The following is an 18,381-nucleotide window of genomic DNA, read 5'->3' as shown; positions in this document are numbered from 1 at the left end:
CCCGCCTCGGGCCTCGGCTCAGACGGCGCGACTCAGACGGCGCGGCGCTTGAGCTTGCGCCGCTCCCGCTCCGAGAGCCCGCCCCAGATGCCGAAGCGCTCGTCGTGCTCCAGCGCGTAGTCCAGGCACTCGGCGCGGACCTCGCAGGAACCGCAGACCTTCTTGGCCTCGCGGGTGGACCCGCCCTTCTCCGGGAAGAAGGCCTCCGGGTCGGTCTGGGCGCACAGGGCTCGCTCCTGCCACCCCAGCAATGACTCGTCGTCGGCGACCTCTCCGAACAGCGGCAGCACCGGTGCTACCCGCTCGGGCTCCTGGCCGGCGTCAGACGGGAAGACCCCCCGGTCCCCATCAAGCAAATTCCACATGGCGTGCCCCTCCATGCCGTTCATTGGGGAAACTGCATACCTGGAATTACACGCGTGTCTTTCGGAGCCGTCAAGTCGAAATGTGCTAGAGAGCGTGATCTCCACCGGGCATTCACACCCGTCCACGTCCTGACCCGATACGCTGCCCCGCCCCGCCACGACCCACCGTCCGCCGCCGGCGCCTAGGGTGACCTGCGTGAACCCTGCCATCCCCGCCCGCGACCTGCCCGGCGTGCTCGACCTGGTCGTCACCGACCCGGGCCGCCCGCGACTCACCTGGTACGGCGACGGCGGTGAGCGTGTCGAGCTGTCCGGCGCCGTCCTCGTGAACTGGGTGAGCAAGACCGTCAACCTCCTCGTCGAGGAGATGGACGCCGCGCCCGGGTCGGTGGTCGTCGTCGACCTGCCCGTGCACTGGCGGGCCGCGACGTGGGCCCTCGCCGCCTGGCGGTGCGGTGCCACGGTCGTGGTGCCGGGCGAGATCTCGCAGGTCGCGCGCCCCGACGTCGTCGTCACCTGGCGGCCCGAGGCGTGGGCCGACGCCCACCGCGCGGGCACCGACCTCGTCGCCGTCGCGCTGCCGGCGCTGGCCCGCCGGTTCGACGGCGACCTGCCGCCCGGTGCCGTCGATGCCGCCGGCGCCGTGATGACCTACGGCGACGCCGTGTCCTGGGCGCCCGACGCCGAGCCGGCCCGGGTCGCGCTCGAGGCCCTGGGCACCGACCCGGTGACGTTCGCCGACCTCGTGGCCGGGGCGGACGCGGCGACGGCGGCGGGCGGGCGCGTGCTCGTGGCGGGCGACCGCCCCGCGGGGGCCGTCCTGCGCGACCTGCTCGCCCTGTGGGCGAGCAACGGGTCGGTCGTGCTCACGTCCGGGGCCACCGCCGCCGAGCTGCGCGCGGACCCCGCCCGGCTCGCCCGCCTGCGCGAGACCGAGCGGATCACCGCCGGCGAGCTCTGAGGCCGCGCCCGTCGGGCACAATGGGCTGCCATGCGCGGAATCATCCTGGCCGGCGGGTCCGGCACCCGGTTGCACCCGATCACCCTGGGCGTGAGCAAGCAGCTCGTCCCGGTGTACGACAAGCCGATGATCTACTACCCGCTGTCGACGCTCATCCTGGCGGGAATCCGGGACATCCTCGTCATCACCACCCCGCACGACGCCGAGCAGTTCCGCCGCCTGCTGGGCGACGGCTCGCAGTTCGGCGTGTCGATCACCTACACCGTGCAGGAGCAGCCGAACGGGCTCGCGCAGGCGTTCGTGCTCGGTGAGGAGTTCATCGGGTCCGACCCGGCGGCGCTCGTCCTCGGCGACAACATCTTCTACGGCCCCGGCCTCGGCTCCCAGCTCACGCGGTTCCACGACATCTCCGGCGGTGCCGTCTTCGCCTACCGCGTCGCCGACCCCACCGCCTACGGCGTCGTCGAGTTCGACGACGCCGGCAAGGCGCTCTCCCTGGAGGAGAAGCCCGCCGCCCCGAAGTCGAAGTACGCCGTGCCCGGCCTGTACTTCTACGACAACGAGGTCGTCGAGATCGCGAAGAACCTCGCCCCCTCCGCGCGCGGCGAGTACGAGATCACCGACGTCAACCGCGAGTACCTGCGCCGCGGCACCCTGCAGGTCGAGGTGCTGCCGCGCGGCACCGCCTGGCTCGACACCGGCACCTTCGACTCGCTGCTGGAGGCGAGCGACTACGTGCGCACGGTCGAGCGCCGGCAGGGGATGAAGATCGGCTCGCCGGAAGAGGTGGCGTGGCGTCGCGGCTTCCTCACCGACGACGAGCTGCGCGTGCGCGCCGAGCGGCTGGTCAAGTCCGGCTACGGCGACTACCTGCTCGGCCTCCTCGACTGAGCCGGAGGTGCAGTGCAGGGTGGGGGCCGAGGGACGAGGCACCCGCCCGCAACGGAACCGCAGGCTCGGTCGAATCAGATCGACGACTGAGCCGGAGGTGCCGTGGAGGCACCGCCCTACGGGGCCGTGCCCCAGGCGACGAGGCCCGTGCCGGTGCCCGGGAACCCCCGCTGCGCGAGGCGGAAGGGCCACGTAGCCGCGCTCACGAGGCGTCCCTGCGCCGCCGTCGTGGGCTGGAAGAGCCGCCCGCTGCGCGCGGTGCGGTCGGCGGTGCTGCCCTCGGAGCGCAGCCCGGGACGACGTCGCGCCACCTGGTTGCGCACCGCCTCCAGCGCGTAGCCGAGCGGCACCCCGTAGAGGCGCTGCCCGACGCCCTGCAGCCCCGCGCCGGCGAGCAGGGCGCGCAGCGCGGGCGGGTCGTAGCGGCGGAAGTGGCCTACGGCGGTGTCCATCGGCCCGAACCGGGACTGCCAGGCGGGCGTCGACACGAGCAGCACGCCGCCCGGCGCGAGCCGGGCGGCCCACTCGGCCAGCGCGGCGGCGTCGTCCTCGATGTGCTCGATCACCTCGAAGGCGCACACCAGGTCGAACCGCACGTCGGGGCCCAGCGCGTCGAGCGACCCCTGGAGCACCCGCCCGCCCGACCCGGCGTCCACGAGCCGCTCGCGGGCGACCATGGCCGACGACTCGTCCAGCTCCAGCCCGGTGTACGACGCCGCACGGGCCGCGAGCCGGGCCGCCACCGCGCCCTGCCCGCAGCCGACCTCGAGCACCCGGCCGAGGGACGCCGGCAGCAGCGGCTCGACGACGCCCCACCGCAGGCTGCCGTAGAGCGTGAGCGGGGGCGTCGACGACTCTGCCGGACGCGACTCTGCCGGACGCGACTCTGCCGGACTCATGGTGACTCCTCCTCGGGTGAGCTCTGCGGCTGCCGGGCCCGGGCCACCAGGCCGGTGCCGGAGCGGGGGAACGCGCGCTGCAGGAGCCGGAACGGCCACGTCCCGACGGCGATGACGGTACCGGTCATCCGGGTCGACGGCTGGAACTTGCGACCGCTGCCCGACGTGCGCTCGGTCATGCTGTCCGAGGCCGTCGGGCCGTGCCGACCGGCCGCGGCGACGGTCCGGTCGCGCACCGCCTCGAGCAGGTACCCGAGCGGGGCGCCGTAGACGCGCACGTGGGCGTCGACGAGCCCGGCCCCGCGCAGGAGCCCGGCGAGCGCGGCGGGCTCGTAGCGACGGAAGTGGCCCGCGAGGGTGTCCCACGGGCCGAACCGCGCGGGCCACGCCGGCACGGACAGCAGCAGCACCCCGCCCGGGCGGACGCGCGCGGCCCATTCGGCGAGCGCGCCCGCGTCGTCCTCCAGGTGCTCGAGCACCTCGAACGCGCACACGACGTCGAACGTCTCCGTGGGCCTGAGCGCCGACACGCTGCCGTGCAGCACGCGCGCCCCCGGGTCCACGGCACGGACCCGGGCGTCGGCGACCGCCCACGACGCCGCGTCGATCTCGACCGCGGTGTAGTCGTGCCGGGCGGCGATCCGGGAGCCGAAGCCGCCCTGGCCGCACCCGACCTCCAGCACCCTGGCCCGTCGGTGCGGCAGCTCGCGGCGCACCACGTCCCAGCGGAGGCTGGCGTTCGGCGCGAGGGGGGCGAGGGGCGCCCTGGGAGATCGAGTCATTCAGGCAACCTCACCGGCGAGCACGGCCGGCGCCGCCACCTCCCACCGCGCGTCCCACTCCCCGATCGGCTCGACCCCGACGGCCCGCAGCGCGTCGTGGCCGAGCACGGAGAACGCGGGGCGCGGGGCGGGGCGCACGAACGCCTCGCTCGTCGTCGGCTCGACCCGGGTGTCCACCCCCAGACCCTCGACGATGCGGCGGGTGAAGCCGAACCAGGACGTCTGCCCGGACGACGTGCCGTGGTAGGTCCCCGCGGGCGCCTGCGCCTCGACGAGGCGCACGACGAGGTCCGCGAGGTCGTGGGTCCAGGTGGGCTGGCCGACCTGGTCGTCCACGACCGACAGCTCGTCCCGCTCGGCGGCGAGGCGCGCCATCGTCTTGGGGAAGCAGCCGCCGTGCGCCCCGTACAGCCAGGCGGTGCGCACGATCAGGTGGTCGGGGGCCTCGGCGCGCACGGCCCACTCCCCCGCGCCCTTGGTGCGCCCGTAGGCCGAGACCGGCCCGAGGGGGGCGTCCTCCGGGTAGGGCGAGGTCGCGCGCCCGTCGAAGACGTAGTCGGTCGAGACCTGCACCAGCCGGGCGCCGGCGGCCGCGGACGCGCGGGCGAGCAGGGCGGCGCCCGTCGCGTTGACGGCGAACGCCTCCGCCTCGTGGGTCTCGGCGTCGTCCACCGCGGTCCACGCCGCGCAGTTCACCACCACGTCGACGTCGCGCACGGCCGCGGCGACGGCGTCCGGGTCGGTCACGTCGAGCTCGGCCCGGCCGGCGGCGACGACGCTCGCGGACCGGCCGCGCAGCACGTCGAGCAGGTCGTGGGCGAGCATGCCGCCCGCGCCGACGACGAGCCAGCGCAGGTCGCGGGCAGCGACCGCGACCGCGGGTGTGCCGGCGGCCGGGTCGGCGGGGCGTGCAGGGGCCGGGGCGGGGTCCGAGGTGGTCACCGTAGGATCCTAGGGCCCACCCGTCGAGCCCCCTCTGGAGGAACGAGCGTGCAGTACCGCGAGCTGGCCGTGCCCGGCGCCTACGAGATCACCCCGAAGCAGTTCGGCGACCCGCGCGGCGTCTTCCTCGAGTGGTTCAAGGCGGGCCCGTTCGCGGACGCCGTGGGCCACCCGCTCGACCTGCAGCAGGCCAACGCCTCCGTCTCGGCCGCCGGCGTGCTGCGCGGCATCCACTTCGCCGACGTCCCGCCCGGCCAGGCCAAGTACGTCACCTGCGCCAAGGGCGCCGTGCTCGACGTCGTCGTCGACATCCGCGTCGGCTCGCCCACCTTCGGGCAGTGGGACTCCGTGCTGCTCGACGACGTCGACCGCCGCGCCATCTACCTGGGCGAGGGCCTGGGCCACGCGTTCTGCTCGCTGGAGGACGACTCCACCGTCCTGTACCTGTGCTCCGCCGGCTACAACCCCGGCGGCGAGCACGGCGTCCACCCCCTGGACCCGGCGATCGGCATCGAGTGGCCGACCACCGCCCGCGACGGCTCGCCGCTGACCCCGCTGCTGTCCGACAAGGACACCGCGGCCCCGACGCTCGCCGAGGCCGCGGAGCAGGGCCTGCTGCCCACCCACGACGCCGTCGAGGCCTACCTGCGCACCCTCTGAGCGGGCGCGCTCACCCGGGGCGGGCGACGCCGCGCCGGGCGAGCGCGCCGAGCCCGGCCAGGCCGAGGTCGGCGACCGTGACGAGCACCCGGCTGACCAGCACCACGAGCAGCACCGCCGCGTGCGGCAGCACGCTCGCCAGGACGGCGAGCAGCACCAGCTCGCGCGCGCCCGCGCCCGCCGGGACGACGACCACGACGAAGCCGACCACCCAGGCCAGGGCGTACCCGCCGACGGCGAGCGCCACGCCGCGCGCGTCCGTCGCCATCCCCAGCCCCACGGCGAGCACCCACACCTGCGCCCCGGCGCACACCCAGCCGGCCACCGACCACAGCGCCGCCGCGCCGAGGCCGCGCCACGACAGGGGGCGCTCCAGCGGGTCGCGTCGCGCGAGCCGCAGGGCCCGGGCGATCAGCCGGTTGAGCACGGGCGGCAGCAGCACGACGGCGACGAGCGGCAGGGCCCACAGCGCGCGGGCCGCGTCGCCGAGGACACCCTCGGCGAGGAACGGCAGCGCGACCACGCCGACCACGGCCCCCGAGACGACGCCCACGAGCATCGCGACCGCCGTCGTCGTGACCGACCGGCGGCGCGGGATGCCGTGGTCGGCGCCGATCTCCGCGGCGGCCACGACGTTCCACACCCCGCCGGGCACGTACTTGCCGAGCTGGCTCAGGCCGAAGACCGCGAGCGCGGGGCGCGCCCCGACCGGCGGGCCGAGGTCGGCGAGCACCGCCCGCCAGGCGCAGAAGGTGCACCCCACGAAGACCGCGGAGAGCGTGAGCGCGACGACGACCGTGCCGGCGGTCAGCTGCTGCGCCGCGTCGGCGAGCTCGTCGCGCGCCGCCACGACCGCGTACACGGCCAGGCCGACGGCGACGGCCAGGAAGCCCCAGCGCACCCACGGCGACCGGAGCCCGGCGAGCGCCCGGGCCGCGGCCGTCACGGCGTCACCCGGCGCGTGCGGAGGGCGTCCACGAGCGGCGTGACGACGACGTCGGGCCGCACGAGGTCGCGGCCGGCGGCCGCGCGCTCCCGGGCCGCGGCCAGCGCGGCGTCGTCGGCGAGGGCGAGCAGCCGGTCGGCGAGCGCGCGGGGGTCGGCGGGCGGCACCAGCTCGACGTGGCTGCCCAGGAGGCGGCGCTGGGGAGCGGTGTCCGAGGTGACGACGACGCACCCGGCCGCGAGCCCCTGGAAGACCTTGTTCGGCACGACCCGCAGCCCCTTGGGGGTGGCGGAGAAGATGCCGAGGCACACGTCGTGGGCGGCCACGAGCGCGGGCAGCGCCGCGGGATCCACCCAGCCGTGCCACGTCACGCCGGGCACGTCGGCCAGGCGTGCCCGCGCCGACGGCAGGTCCTGCCCGGCACCGATCATCGTGACCTCGATCGGCCGGCCGGCGTGCGAGGCCGCCCGGGGCAGCGCGTCGGCGAGCGCCCCGGCCAGCACGTCGGTGCCCTGCAGCGGGGTGAACAGCCCGTAGAAGACGACCCGCAGCGGCCCGTCGTGACCGCGCGGCGGGGCGGCGGCGTCGAGCCAGGCCCGCGGGGCGCCCACCGGCACGACGACCCCGCGCCGGGCCCGGGCGGGCGCCACGTCGGCCAGGAGCGCGGCGTGCTCGTCGGTGTCGAGCAGGACGACGTCGGCGCACGCGGTGGCGAGCCGGTCGAGGCCGCGCAGCAGTCGCACGCGCAGCCCCCGCGCGCCGCGGTCGCTCGCGGTGTCGCCCGCGAACACCAGGTGGTCGAGGACCACCGGCGTGCGGGGGAACAGCAGGCGCGCGAGCACGACGTCGAAGTGGCCGAGGTAGCCGACCAGCACCGCGCCCGGCGCGCCGTGCCGGCGCCGGTGGCGCGCGACGTCCCCCACGAGCAGCGCCCAGCAGCGCAGCAGCCGCACCAGCAGCGCGGGCAGCCGCCACGGCTGGCGCAGCATGCGCACCCGTTCGGCGGTGCTCAGGCCGAGCGGCCGGTCGAGCTCGGTCACCGTGTACCCGTGCGCGCGCAGGCCGTCGACGAGCACGCCGACGCGCGGGTGGCGGCCGGTGTCGTAGGTGCCGAAGGCGACGATCACGCGGTCGCGTCCTGCGACACGTCGCTCGCGTCCCCACCCTGGGACGGGCCGGGCGGCGCGCCTGGCGGCGGCCCGTACTGCATGGTCTTGACCCGCTCCAGGGTCTCCTCCACGAGCGTGCGGTTGGTGCGCAGGAGGTCCGCGATGACCAGCAGCGCCAGGCACAGCAGCGACCCGACGAGCATCGCCGCGGCGAAGACGAGCGACTGGATGTGCCCGCCGGGGTCGCCGGACGCCCAGAAGACCAGGAAGCGGACGGCGGGGACCGCGGCCGCGACGAAGAACACGGCGGCCAGCGTGAGGAAGACCAGGTGCGGGCGGAACATGATCGACGAGCGCACGATCGCCCGCCCGGAACGGCCCATGTGCTGCCAGATGTTGCGGAAGAGCCGCGACTCGCGCGTCTTGGGGTTGGTGGTGACGGGCACGCTGGCGATCCGCAGGCGCTTGTTCCCCGCCTGGATGATGGTCTCCATCGTGTAGCTGAACTGCGTGACGACGTTGAGCCGCAGCAGCGCCGCGCGGGAGTAGGCCCGGAAGCCGCTCGCGGCGTCCGGCAGCGACGCGCCCGCGGCCGCGCTCACCACCCGGCTGCCGACCCGCTGCATGAGCTTCTTGAACGGCGAGAAGTGCGCGATCGTCGCGGTCTGCCGGTCCCCGACGACGATGTCGGCCTCGCCGGCGACGATCGGCGCCACGAGGTCGCCGATGCGGTCCGAGGGGTACTGGTTGTCCCCGTCGGTGTTGACGACGACGTCGGCCCCGTGCGCGAGCGCGTGGTCCACGCCGTCGCGGAACGAGCGCGCCAGGCCCATCGTGCGGGTGTGCCGCACGACGTGCTGCACCCCGAGCCGGCGCGCGACCTCGGCCGTGCCGTCGGTGGAGCCGTCGTCGATCACCACGATCTCGACGCTGTCGAAGCCGGCGACCTCGCGGGGGATCGTCGCGAGCACGAGCGGTAGCGTCCCGGCCTCGTCGAGGCACGGGATCTGGACGAAGAGCTTCATCGACACCTTCCGGTTCGCCGGCCCGCGACGCGGTGAGTCTACGACGGCGGCGCGACGGCGCGGCGCGGCCAGGCGAGGCAGGCGACGACCGCCCCGACGACGGCCAGCGCGGCGAGGAGAAGGACGGCGACCAGCGCCGGCGGCTCGAGCGGGCTCCAGGCGAGCCACCGGTCGACGCCGACGCCGAGCGACTCCCCCGGCGCACGGTAGAAGGCCCCGAACGCCCAGACGAGCCCGCCGCCGCCGGCCGCGAGCGCCAGGGCGACCACCAGGGGCACCGCCCGTGCCAGCCCGCGCTCCGACCGGCGCACGAGCTGCCACACGGCGACCGCGAGCACCACGGCCAGCGCCGTGACGCCGCCGAAGACGTACCGGCCCTGGACCGCGACGAGCCCGCCGGTGACGCCGTGCGCGTCCCAGGCGTTGTACGCGACGCCGGCCGCGAGCGACGCGGGCAGGAGCAGCAGCACCAGGGACGCCCGGCGCGCCCCCGGCAGCACCAGGGCGACCAGCGCCACGACGACCAGCACCGTCGAGCCGAGGACGACCCACCCGCCGGGCAGGCGCACCTCCAGCCAGGAGAGGTTGCCGAAGAACGCCTGGGCCAGCTTCTCCACGATCAGCGAGGGGACCTCGTCGGTGGGCACCTGCGCGACCGTCGCCGGGTCGCGGGGCCGGCCGACGGGCTGCACCGCGCCCAGGGTGATGACGTTGCGCACCCACCACCAGCCGCCGACGACGCCCGCGACGGCGACGGCCACGCCCACGCGGCCGAGGCGGGCGGGCCACGGGCGGCCGCGCGCGAGCAGGTAGGCGACCCCCACGGTCGGCAGGGCGAACGCCACCATCACCTTGGTGAGCAGCCCCAGCCCGACGAGCAGGCCGATCGCGACGGCGACGCGCCAGCGCAGGTCGCCGGTGACGACCCGCGCCGCGAGGAACGTCACGGCGGCGCACGCGAGCACCACGAGCGCGTCGTTGTTCGCCGCGCCCATGATGTGCCCGAGCTGGGGCACGAACAGCGGGAAGACGGCCGCCACCAGGCCCGCCGACGGCGAGCCCGTGACCCGGCGCGCGGCGCCGGCCGCGAGCGGGACGGTGAGCGCGAGCAGCAGCACGTCCAGCAGCCGCAGCGCGAGCGTCGCGGTGTCCCAGCGGGCGTCGGTCAGCCCGGTCGCGTGCAGCACCCCGGCGCCCAGGGCGTAGTACAGCGGCGGGTGCTGCGTCATCTGGTCGACGTCGGTGCCCGACGTCGCGTCGCCGAGCGCGGTGGCCGCCTCGACGCGGGTGCGCTCGTCGCGGGGGACGGGGTCGAGGTCGACGAACTGCGGCACGTCCGGGCGGTGCACGAAGCGTCCCGGCGGGTCGGAGGGGTAGGCGGCCTCGTCCACGGCGTCGACGACGGCGGGCGCGAAGTACGCGTCGCCGGGGGCGGGCCACCCGCCCCCGTACGCGATCCGCAGCACGCTGCCCAGGTGGTTCTGCTCGTCGGGCGCCTGGAACGACGGGGTGACGACCGCCCAGAGGACGCCCCACGCGGCCACCACGAGCGTCAGCGCGGCGAGCGCGCGCCGGTAGCCGAGCGGGCCCGGACGCGGGGCGCGGGCCTCGCGCCGGGACTCGGGCCGGGTGCCGGTGCTCACGGCCGACGGCGGGGCGGCCGGCCGCGCGTGCGGCGTCGTGTCCGTCACGGCTCCAGTCTGCCAGGGCGCCACCGGTAGGGTTCCGCCCATGCGTGTACTCGTCACCGGCGGCGCCGGCTTCATCGGCGCCAACTTCGTCCAGCAGACCGTCCGGAGCCGTCCCGACGCGCGGGTGACCGTGCTGGACGCGCTCACGTACGCCGGCGACCGCTCGTCGCTGGACCCGGTCGCGGACCGGGTGACGCTGGTCCACGGCTCCATCACGGACGCCGACCTCGTGGAGCGGCTGGTCGCGGACGCGGACGTGGTGGTGCACTTCGCCGCCGAGTCGCACAACGACAACTCCCTGGCCGACCCGTCGCCCTTCGTGCAGACCAACCTGGTGGGCACCTACACGCTGCTGGAGGCCGCGCGCCGCCACGACGTGCGCTTCCACCACGTGTCCACGGACGAGGTGTACGGCGACCTGCCGCTCGACGGCGACGAGAAGTTCACCCCGAGCACCCCGTACAACCCCTCGTCGCCGTACTCGTCGACGAAGGCGGGCTCCGACCTGCTGGTGCGCGCGTGGGTGCGGTCGTTCGGCCTGCGCGCCACGATCTCGAACTGCTCCAACAACTACGGGCCCTACCAGCACGTGGAGAAGTTCATCCCCCGGCAGGTCACGAACCTCATCGACGGCGTCCGCCCCCGGCTGTACGGCGAGGGGCTGAACGTGCGCGACTGGATCCACGTCGAGGACCACAACACGGCCGTGTGGGCGGTCATCGACCGCGGGCAGGTCGGCGAGACGTACCTCATCGGCGCGGACGGCGAGACCTCCAACCTCGAGGTCGTGCGCACGCTGCTCGAGATCTTCGGCCGCGACGCCGACGACTTCGACCACGTGGTCGACCGGCCCGGCCACGACCTGCGCTACGCGATCGACGCGTCGCGGCTGCGCGACGAGCTCGGCTGGACGCCGCGGTACACCGACTTCGCCGCCGGCCTGGCCGCGACGGTCGACTGGTACCGCGACCACGAGGACTGGTGGCGCCCCGCGAAGGCCGCCGTGGAGGCCAAGTACGCGGCGTCGGGCCAGTGAACGGGCCCCTCCGGGCGGGCGACGACCCACACATTTCCTCCACCCTCCCGGACCGAGGGCCCCTCCGGGCTGCCTCCCGAACCCCCTATGCTCGCTTCCCGTGACTCGCAATACCGCCCGCCACGTCGCCTCCAGCCCGGAGCCGGTCAAGGGACCGGCGCACGCCCGCGCGCTGCGCAGCCAGTCCCTGGCGCGCCTGCTCGGGCTGGGGCTGACGGCCGTCCTGGCGTTCGTCACCGTGGGCGGCGCGACCGCGGCCGTCACCCTCACCGGCAACATCCGGTCCGTCGACGTGGACGCCGCGCTCGGCGCCGACCGCCCCGAGAAGCCGAAGCCGGACGACCCGAACGCGGGCGAGCCCCTGAACATCGTCGTCATGGGCTCCGACAGCCGCGGAGGTGACAACGCGGACATCGTCGGCGACGGCACGGAGGGCGCCCGCTCGGACACGACGATGATCATGCACATCTCGTCCGACCGGAAGCGCGTCGAGATGATCTCCATCCCGCGGGACACGACCGTCGACGTCCCGTCGTGCCCGACGTCGGGCGGCGACCAGACCTCCCCCGTGACCGGGACCAAGTTCAATGCCGCCTTCGCGCAGGGCGTGCTGTCCGGCGGCGACGTCGAGTCGGGCGCGCTGTGCACGATGCACACCATCGAGACGTTGTCCGACGTGCGCATGGACGGGTTCGTCGTCGTGGACTTCGCCGGCTTCGAGAAGATGATCGACGCCCTGGGCGGCGTGGAGCTGTGCATCCCCGAGGACGTCGACGCGCCGAAGGCGGACCACCTGGTGCTGTCTGCCGGCGTGCAGGAGCTGGACGGCTCGACCGCCCTCAAGTACGCCCGTGCCCGCACGGGCGAGGGCCTCGGCGACGGCTCCGACCTCGGGCGCATCGGCCGCCAGCAGGAGATCATCGCCGCCCTGTCCCGCGAGGTGCTCAGCGCGGGCACCCTCACCGACCCGGCCAAGTCCCTGAAGTTCCTCGGCGCCGTCACCGGTTCCATGACGATGAGCAGCAACTTCGCCTCGGTGAAGGGACTCGCCGGGCTCGCGTACAGCGCCCGCAACGTCCGTCCTGACACCATCGCGTTCATGACCGTGCCGTACGCCACCGACCCGTACAACGCGGCCAACGTCGTCCTCACCGAGGAGGCCGACGCCGTCTGGGACAACCTCGAGAACGACCGTCCCGTCAGCGACGCCATCGAGCAGCCGAAGAAGAAGAGCGACAAGCAGGGGGCTGCGGCCGAGGGGTCCGAGAGCGAGCCCGACGCCACCCCGGTGTCGGACGACACCCCTGCCGACGGCGCGGAGACGGCCACGGGCGCCGACGGCGGGTCCGCCGACGCCGACGCCCCTGAGCCGAAGCGCACCCGCGAGGCCGGCGAGGAGGCGTTCACCGGTGCCGACGTGACGTCGGTGTGCGGCTGAGCGCAGGGACAGGACCATGAGCCAGGACGACCGCCGCATCCCGCCGAGCTTCACGCCCTCGGGCGGGCGCTCGGACCGACCCGCCACGCCCGGAGACGCCATCCCGGTCGGCGGGGCCCGCCCTGCGTCGCCGCCCACCGGGGGCCGCGTCGGCCGCCGTGACGACGCCGCACCGATGGAGCCGCGAGTGCGCCGCCAGTCCTCCCGCGAGATCCCGACCACACCCCCGGAGCGGCGCGGCGCGAGCCCGCAGCGGGCGCCGCGCTCGTACCCGCCGCGCGGGTCGCGGCCGGCGTCCCAGCAGCCGTCGGGCACCCGGGTCATGCCCGCGCAGGCCCGCAGCCCGCAGGCGGGCCGCGAGGCGCCGCCCTCGCGCCCCGGCGGCGGCGCGGCGGCGGCCACCGCGGGCGGCGGGCGCTTCCGCGTGCGCAAGGGCCGGGTCGTGGGCCTCGTCCTGGTGCTGCTGCTGGTGCTGCTGCTCGCCTGGCCGATCGGGCTGATCCTGTGGGCCAACGGCAAGATCCAGCACGTGGACGCGCTCTCCGGCGCCGAGAACACCCCCGGCACCACGTACCTGCTCGCGGGCTCCGACGCGCGCGGCACCGGGTCGGTGTCGGACGACGGGACCTCGGGCGCGCGCACCGACACGATCATGGTGCTGCACAAGCCGACCAGCGGCCCCACGTCCCTCATCTCCATCCCGCGCGACACGTACGCCGAGATCCCCGGGCACGACTCGAACAAGATCAACGCCGCCTACTCGCTCGGCGGCGCGCCGCTGCTGGTCGAGACCGTCGAGGGCCTCACCGGCCTGACCATGGACCACTACGCCGAGGTGGGCTTCGGCAGCGTCGAGGAGATCGTCGACGCCGTGGGTGGCGTCGAGCTGTGCTACGACGCGGACGTCGACGACCCGAAGAGCGAGCTCGTCTGGGAGGCGGGCTGCCACAACGCCGACGGCGAGACGGCGCTCGCGTTCTCCCGCATGCGCTACTCCGACCCCAAGGGCGACATCGGCCGGGCCGAGCGGCAGCAGCAGGTCATCGGCGCCGTCGCCGAGAAGGTCGTCAAGCCCAGCGTGCTGCTCAACCCGATCAACCAGGTGCAGCTCGTCAACGCGGGCACGGACGCGCTCGTCGTCGACGAGAAGACGGGCATGGTCGACCTCGGCCGGCTCGCCCTCGCCTTCAAGGGGGCCACCGGGCCCGACGGCGTCACGGGCACCCCGCCCATCGCCGACCCCGGCTACGACCCCGGCACGGGCGTCGGGTCCACGGTGCTGCTGTCCGACGACGCCGGGGCGTTCTGGGCCGACGTGCGCGACGGCGACCTCGAGCCCGGCACCGTCGGCGGCATGCCGGGCTGAACCCCGCCGAGGTGGTACGCCCCATCGCGAGGTGGTACGACGCCTCGCGAGGTAGTACGGGTGCGGTGCTGCCGCCGTCAGGCGGAGAAGCCGGTCCGCGCCGCCGCACCGCGCGAGGCGCGCAGGCGCTCGCCCTTGGCACGCGCGACGTCGCCCAGCTCGGCCTGGAACGCGACCATGCGCTCGCGCAGCGCGAGCGCCTCCGCGTCGGTGCCGGCGCCGAGGATCCGCGCCGCGAGCAGCCCGGCGTTGCGGGCCCCGCCGATCGACACCGTCGCGACGGGGACGCCCGCCGGCATCTGCACGATCGACAGCAGCGAGTCCATCCCGTCGAGGTGCCGCAGCGGGACAGGCACGCCGATCACGGGCAGCGGCGTCACGGACGCCAGCATGCCCGGCAGGTGCGCCGCTCCCCCGGCGCCCGCGACGAGCACGCGCAGCCCGCGCTCGGCCGCGCTGCGGCCGTACTCGATCATCTCCGTCGGCATCCGGTGGGCCGACACGACGTCGACCTCGACCGCGACGCCGAGCTCGGCGAGCGCGTCGGCGGCGCCCTCCATGACGGGCCAGTCGGAGTCCGACCCCATGACGATGCCGACGACGGGCTGCGGGTCGCTCATGCGTGCTCCTGGTGGGTGGTGGGGGCGGGGACGGTCTCGGACGGGACGGTGTCGCCCCGCAGCAGGGCGGCCGCGGCGAGGGCACGACGACGCACCTCGTCCAGGTCGTCACCGCTGACGTTCACGTGCCCCAGCTTGCGGCCCGGGCGGATGCCCTTGCCGTACAGGTTGACCCGCGCCTCCCCGAAGCGCGCGAGCACCTCGGGCAGCGCGTCGGTGAGCGCCTCGAGCCGCGAACCGAGCACGTTCGCCATCACGGTCCACGGGGCGCGAGCGCTCGTGTCGCCGAGCGGCAGGTCGAGCACCGCCCGCAGGTGCTGGTCGAACTGGCTCGTCACCGCCCCGTCGATCGTCCAGTGGCCCGAGTTGTGCGGCCGCATCGCGAGCTCGTTGACCCAGATCTCGGGCCGGCCGTCGGCCCCGCGGGTCTCGAACAGCTCGACCGCGAGCACGCCGGTCACGTTGAGGCCCTCGGCCACCGACACCGCGATCTCGCGCGCCCGGGCGTCGGTCTCCGGGTCCAGCCCCGGCGCGGGGGCGATCACCTCGGCGCAGACCCCGTCGCGCTGGATCGACTCGACCACCGGCCACGTGCGCACCTCGCCCGAGGGGCGGCGCGCCACGAGCGCGGCCAGCTCCCGCACGAACGGCACCTTCTCCTCGACGAGCAGCTCCGGGCCGCCGGCGACGACGGTGTCGAACCAGTCGGCGACGTCGTCGGGGGCGGACACAACCCGCACGCCCTTGCCGTCGTACCCGCCGCGCGACGTCTTCACGACGGCGGTGCCGTCCGGGGCAGCCGCGAGGAACTCGGCCAGCGCCGTGCGTGCGGCGGCGGGGTCGGCGGGCAGGGCCGCCCACCGCGGGCACGGGGCGCCGAGGGCGCTCAGCCGGCGGCGCATGACGATCTTGTCCTGCGCCTGCACCAGGGCGTCCGGGCCCGGCCGCACGGGGACGCCGTGGTCGCCGAGGTCGCGCAGCAGCGCGTTCGGCACGTGCTCGTGCTCGAACGTCAGGACGCTGGCCGCCGGGCGCCCGTCGGACGGCGCGACGAGGTCACGGATCGCGGCCTCGTCGCCGGCGGTGCCCACCGGGGCGTCCGTGGCCACCTGCGCCGCGGACGACGCCGGGTCCTCCACCAGCACCCGCAGGCTGACGCCGAGCTCGGCCGCGGCCGGCGCCATCATGCGGGCGAGCTGACCGCCGCCGACCACGGCGACCGTCAGCGGCGCCGACGGGACCGACGGGGCCGGCTGCGGGCCGCCTGCTGCGGCGGTCGTGGCGGTGACGGGGCGGGGGGCTCGGGCGGGCTCGGGCAGGGGCAGGTCCGTAGGTCCGGTCACGGGGATCGAGGATACCGGCCCGGCGCCGGGCCGATGCTCGGCCGGGTCAGTCGCCGTGGTGGTGCAGCCAGCCCCGGCGCCTGCCGCGCGAGGAGATCGTGGTGCCCGGCGGCAGCACGACCGTCGGGTCCAGCGCGCGGGGCACCCCCGCCAGGAAGAGCGCGAACACCGGCGGCCGGCGCTGCGCGAGGGACAGCCGTCCGCCGTCGGCGGCGGCGAGGTCCCGCGCCAGGGCGAGCCCCAGCCCGGTGCTCTGCCCCGTCGTCGTGCCCCGCTCGAAGATCCGCGGCGCGACGTCGTCCGGGACGCCCGGCCCCTCGTCGGCGACCTCGAGCGCCACCGCGCCCGTGCCGCCGGACGGCCGCGAGCGCACCGTCGTCGTGCCGTCGCCGTACTTGAGCGAGTTCTCCAGCAGCGTCGCGATGATCTGCGCGAGTGCGCCCGGGGTGGCGAGGACCTGGTGGTCGGCCGCGACGTCCACGACCAGCGGGCGGCCGGCCCGCTCGAACGTCGGGCCCCACTCCTCCTCCTGCTGGTGCACGACCTCAGCCAGGTTGACCGCCTCCGTGGTGCCGCCCTGCGCGCGGCGGGACGCCGCCAGCAGGTCGTCGACCACCGAGACCAGCCGCTCCACCTGCTCGAGGGAGATGCGGGCCTCCTCGACGACCTCCGGGTCCTTCGAGGCGAGGGTGATCTCCTCCAGGCGCATCGTCAGAGCGGTCAGCGGGGTGCGCAGCTGGTGCGACGCGTCCTGCGTGAACTGGCGCTCGGCGGCGAGACGACCCGCCAGCCGGTCGGCGCTGCGCACCAGCTCCGCCGCGACCAGGTCGATCTCCTCGACGCCCGAGGGCTCGAGGCGTGGCCGCACCTGCCCGGAGCCGAGCTGCTCGGCCGACGCCGCCAGGTACACCAGCGGCGCCGACAGCCGGTTCGCCTGCCACACCGCCACGGCGATCCCGGCCGCGATCGCGACGATGCCGGCCAGCACGACGAGCACGACCGTCTGGGCGGACTTCACGTAGGCGCCCACTGCGGAGACCGACATCGTGACGGTGGCCCGGTTGTCGGTGAGCTTGGCCTTCGCGATCACCGGCCCCGCGACCGGCTCGCCCGAGGTCAGGAGCGTGCCGTCGGGCAGCGTCACCTCGACGTACGCAGGCAGGTCCCCCTCGCGGCCCTCGGACGCGCGGTCGACCGTCGACTGGTTGAGGTCGTCGCCGCGCTCGATCGACCCGTCGATGCTGCGCGCCAGGGTGTCGACCCGGTCGACCACCCGCTGGGTCTCCGTCGCCAGCACGTAGCGGGCGCCGAAGATGCCGAGGGGGACACCGAGCAGCAGCACGGCGACGGCGACCGCGGAGATGGTCGCCACCAGGACGCGGCGACGCACGTCAGCCTCCTCCGACCGCCGGCGCCGTCAGCTCGCGCCGAGCTCGAAGCGGAAGCCGAGCCCCCGCACCGTCGACACGTAGCGCGGGGCGTTCGCGTCGTCGCCGAGCTTGCGGCGCAACCAGGAGACGTGCATGTCGAGCGTCTTGGTGGACCCCACCGGGTCGGAGCCCCACACGTCGCGCATGAGGGTGTCGCGCACCACCACGGAGCCGGCGTTCGCCACCAGCACCTTGAGCAGGTCGAACTCCTTGGTCGTCAGGTGCAGCTCGCGCTCGCCCTGGAACGCGCGGTGCGCCGAGACGTCGACCCGGACGTCCTGCGCGCGCAGCTCCTCGTCCTCGCCGGTGTCGCCGTGCGTGCGTCGCAGCAGCGCGCGGACCCGGGCCAGCAGCTCGGCGAGCCGGAAGGGCTTCGTCACGTAGTCGTCGGCGCCGGCGTCCAGGCCGACGACCAGGTCGACCTCGTCCGCCCGGGCGGTCAGCACCAGCACGGGCACGGTCAGGCCGGAGCCGCGGATCTCCCGCGCCACGTCCAGCCCATCCATGTCGGGAAGGCCGAGATCGAGGACCACGATGTCCGCATTCCCCGCGTTGTCGACGGCTCCTTGACCTGTTCCTTGCACGATGACGTCGTAACCCTCACGCGTGAGAGCCCGCGCCAAAGGCTCGGCAATAGCCGGGTCGTCCTCGGCCAGCAGTACGTGGGTCATTCCCTCATGCTAGCGGCATCCCCCCAGGTCCTGGGCGTCGTCCCACGCCGGGGTGCCGTGACACGGCTGTGACATGGACGTGACACGTCGTCACCCGTTCGTGCCGACCCTGCCGCGTGCCCGCCGTGACCTCCGGCTCGTGTCCTGCTCATGCCCCGGGACGACGCCCGCCGGCGTGCGTCCGCCCGCGGGATGACGCGCCCGCC

At 75.2% G+C, this 18,381-nt stretch carries 18 protein-coding genes; 6 read left to right on the top strand and 12 right to left on the bottom strand.

Features of this window, described 5'->3' with window-relative positions; all coding sequences use genetic code 11:
- Nucleotides 1-32: 32 nt before the first annotated feature.
- Complete coding sequence (locus tag IEW03_RS20615; protein WP_188524377.1) at nt 33-365, bottom strand: WhiB family transcriptional regulator; 333 nt, start codon at nt 363-365, stop codon at nt 33-35.
- A gap of 196 nt (nt 366-561) precedes the next feature.
- On the opposite strand from IEW03_RS20615, the gene IEW03_RS14155 reads away from it, so the two are divergent.
- A complete protein-coding gene (locus IEW03_RS14155; protein ID WP_229738117.1) occupies nt 562-1,326 on the top strand; it encodes a TIGR03089 family protein in 765 nt (254 codons plus the stop codon).
- Nucleotides 1,327-1,356: 30 nt separating this feature from the next.
- Nucleotides 1,357-2,217 carry a glucose-1-phosphate thymidylyltransferase RfbA gene (gene rfbA / locus IEW03_RS14150; protein WP_188524332.1) on the top strand — a complete coding sequence of 287 codons (861 nt, stop codon included), beginning with the start codon at nt 1,357-1,359 and terminating at the stop codon, nt 2,215-2,217.
- Nucleotides 2,218-2,333: 116 nt separating this feature from the next.
- Here rfbA and IEW03_RS14145 read toward each other — a convergent pair whose 3' ends face one another.
- Genes IEW03_RS14145 through rfbD form a run of 3 tightly spaced genes read right to left on the bottom strand, consistent with a single transcriptional unit; the run spans nt 2,334 to nt 4,753 of the window.
- Complete coding sequence (locus tag IEW03_RS14145; protein ID WP_188524331.1) at nt 2,334-3,116, bottom strand: class I SAM-dependent methyltransferase; 783 nt, start codon at nt 3,114-3,116, stop codon at nt 2,334-2,336.
- Entirely contained in the window at nt 3,113-3,898 is a 786-nt protein-coding gene (locus IEW03_RS14140) for a class I SAM-dependent methyltransferase (RefSeq protein ID WP_188524330.1), read from the bottom strand. The genes IEW03_RS14145 and IEW03_RS14140 overlap by 4 nt, the downstream gene beginning before the upstream one ends.
- Nucleotides 3,899-4,753, bottom strand: coding sequence for a dTDP-4-dehydrorhamnose reductase (rfbD, locus tag IEW03_RS14135; RefSeq protein ID WP_188524375.1), 855 nt, complete (start codon nt 4,751-4,753; stop codon nt 3,899-3,901).
- 135 nt (nt 4,754-4,888) lie between these two features.
- On the opposite strand from rfbD, the gene IEW03_RS14130 reads away from it, so the two are divergent.
- Nucleotides 4,889-5,500, top strand: coding sequence for a dTDP-4-dehydrorhamnose 3,5-epimerase family protein (locus IEW03_RS14130; protein ID WP_188524329.1), 612 nt, complete (start codon nt 4,889-4,891; stop codon nt 5,498-5,500).
- A 10-nt stretch (nt 5,501-5,510) separates the two neighbouring features.
- Here IEW03_RS14130 and IEW03_RS14125 read toward each other — a convergent pair whose 3' ends face one another.
- Genes IEW03_RS14125 through IEW03_RS14110 form a run of 4 tightly spaced genes read right to left on the bottom strand, consistent with a single transcriptional unit; the run spans nt 5,511 to nt 10,271 of the window.
- The gene (locus IEW03_RS14125; RefSeq protein WP_188524328.1) at nt 5,511-6,446 is read right to left on the bottom strand and encodes a lysylphosphatidylglycerol synthase domain-containing protein; all 936 of its coding nucleotides are present in this window, start codon (nt 6,444-6,446) and stop codon (nt 5,511-5,513) included.
- Complete coding sequence (locus IEW03_RS14120) at nt 6,443-7,573, bottom strand: glycosyltransferase (RefSeq protein WP_188524327.1); 1,131 nt, start codon at nt 7,571-7,573, stop codon at nt 6,443-6,445. Before IEW03_RS14120 ends, IEW03_RS14125 begins: the two co-directional genes overlap by 4 nt.
- Nucleotides 7,570-8,580, bottom strand: a complete 1,011-nt coding sequence (locus tag IEW03_RS14115; protein WP_188524326.1) for a glycosyltransferase family 2 protein — start codon at nt 8,578-8,580, stop codon at nt 7,570-7,572. Before IEW03_RS14115 ends, IEW03_RS14120 begins: the two co-directional genes overlap by 4 nt.
- Nucleotides 8,581-8,618: 38 nt before the next feature.
- Nucleotides 8,619-10,271: a DUF2142 domain-containing protein gene (locus IEW03_RS14110; protein WP_229738110.1), complete on the bottom strand. Its 1,653-nt coding sequence runs from the start codon at nt 10,269-10,271 to the stop codon at nt 8,619-8,621.
- 40 nt (nt 10,272-10,311) lie between these two features.
- Between IEW03_RS14110 and rfbB the strand changes: the two genes are divergently transcribed.
- The 3 genes from rfbB to IEW03_RS14095 all read left to right on the top strand — a co-directional run bounded on the left by rfbB (nt 10,312) and on the right by IEW03_RS14095 (nt 14,111).
- On the top strand, nt 10,312-11,307 hold the full coding sequence (gene rfbB, locus IEW03_RS14105; RefSeq protein ID WP_188524324.1) for a dTDP-glucose 4,6-dehydratase: 996 nt from the start codon (nt 10,312-10,314) through the stop codon (nt 11,305-11,307).
- A 100-nt stretch (nt 11,308-11,407) separates the two neighbouring features.
- Nucleotides 11,408-12,745 carry an LCP family protein gene (locus tag IEW03_RS14100; RefSeq protein WP_229738109.1) on the top strand — a complete coding sequence of 446 codons (1,338 nt, stop codon included), beginning with the start codon at nt 11,408-11,410 and terminating at the stop codon, nt 12,743-12,745.
- A gap of 16 nt (nt 12,746-12,761) precedes the next feature.
- Nucleotides 12,762-14,111 (top strand): LCP family protein, encoded by a 1,350-nt coding sequence (locus IEW03_RS14095; RefSeq protein ID WP_229738108.1) that lies wholly within the window; start codon nt 12,762-12,764, stop codon nt 14,109-14,111.
- Between the two features lie 77 nt (nt 14,112-14,188).
- Here the strand turns inward: IEW03_RS14095 and purE are convergent, their stop codons facing one another.
- The 4 genes from purE to IEW03_RS14075 all read right to left on the bottom strand — a co-directional run bounded on the left by purE (nt 14,189) and on the right by IEW03_RS14075 (nt 18,175).
- Nucleotides 14,189-14,731, bottom strand: a complete 543-nt coding sequence (purE, locus tag IEW03_RS14090) for a 5-(carboxyamino)imidazole ribonucleotide mutase (RefSeq protein WP_188524323.1) — start codon at nt 14,729-14,731, stop codon at nt 14,189-14,191.
- Nucleotides 14,728-15,957 carry a 5-(carboxyamino)imidazole ribonucleotide synthase gene (locus IEW03_RS14085; RefSeq protein WP_268236094.1) on the bottom strand — a complete coding sequence of 410 codons (1,230 nt, stop codon included), beginning with the start codon at nt 15,955-15,957 and terminating at the stop codon, nt 14,728-14,730. The genes purE and IEW03_RS14085 overlap by 4 nt, the downstream gene beginning before the upstream one ends.
- Before the next feature lie 163 nt (nt 15,958-16,120).
- Nucleotides 16,121-17,464 (bottom strand): sensor histidine kinase, encoded by a 1,344-nt coding sequence (locus IEW03_RS14080; RefSeq protein WP_188524322.1) that lies wholly within the window; start codon nt 17,462-17,464, stop codon nt 16,121-16,123.
- A 27-nt stretch (nt 17,465-17,491) separates the two neighbouring features.
- On the bottom strand, nt 17,492-18,175 hold the full coding sequence (locus IEW03_RS14075; protein ID WP_188524321.1) for a response regulator transcription factor: 684 nt from the start codon (nt 18,173-18,175) through the stop codon (nt 17,492-17,494).
- Nucleotides 18,176-18,381 lie beyond the last annotated feature (206 nt).

Source organism: Isoptericola cucumis, assembly GCF_014635665.1.
In the GTDB taxonomy this organism is placed as follows: domain Bacteria; phylum Actinomycetota; class Actinomycetes; order Actinomycetales; family Cellulomonadaceae; genus Isoptericola; species Isoptericola cucumis.
Note: the sequence above shows the minus strand (reverse complement) of the source record. Positions and strands in the feature narration are given on the sequence as shown.

Coding starts and splice junctions, on each gene's coding strand:
- IEW03_RS20615 (WP_188524377.1), bottom strand. CDS start 365: ATGTGGAATTTGCTTGATGGGGACCGGGGGGTCTTCCCGTCTGACGCC.
- rfbA (WP_188524332.1), top strand. CDS start 1,357: ATGCGCGGAATCATCCTGGCCGGCGGGTCCGGCACCCGGTTGCACCCG.
- IEW03_RS14145 (WP_188524331.1), bottom strand. CDS start 3,116: ATGAGTCCGGCAGAGTCGCGTCCGGCAGAGTCGCGTCCGGCAGAGTCG.
- IEW03_RS14140 (WP_188524330.1), bottom strand. CDS start 3,898: ATGACTCGATCTCCCAGGGCGCCCCTCGCCCCCCTCGCGCCGAACGCC.
- IEW03_RS14115 (WP_188524326.1), bottom strand. CDS start 8,580: ATGAAGCTCTTCGTCCAGATCCCGTGCCTCGACGAGGCCGGGACGCTA.
- rfbB (WP_188524324.1), top strand. CDS start 10,312: ATGCGTGTACTCGTCACCGGCGGCGCCGGCTTCATCGGCGCCAACTTC.
- IEW03_RS14095 (WP_229738108.1), top strand. CDS start 12,762: ATGAGCCAGGACGACCGCCGCATCCCGCCGAGCTTCACGCCCTCGGGC.
- purE (WP_188524323.1), bottom strand. CDS start 14,731: ATGAGCGACCCGCAGCCCGTCGTCGGCATCGTCATGGGGTCGGACTCC.
- IEW03_RS14075 (WP_188524321.1), bottom strand. CDS start 18,175: ATGACCCACGTACTGCTGGCCGAGGACGACCCGGCTATTGCCGAGCCT.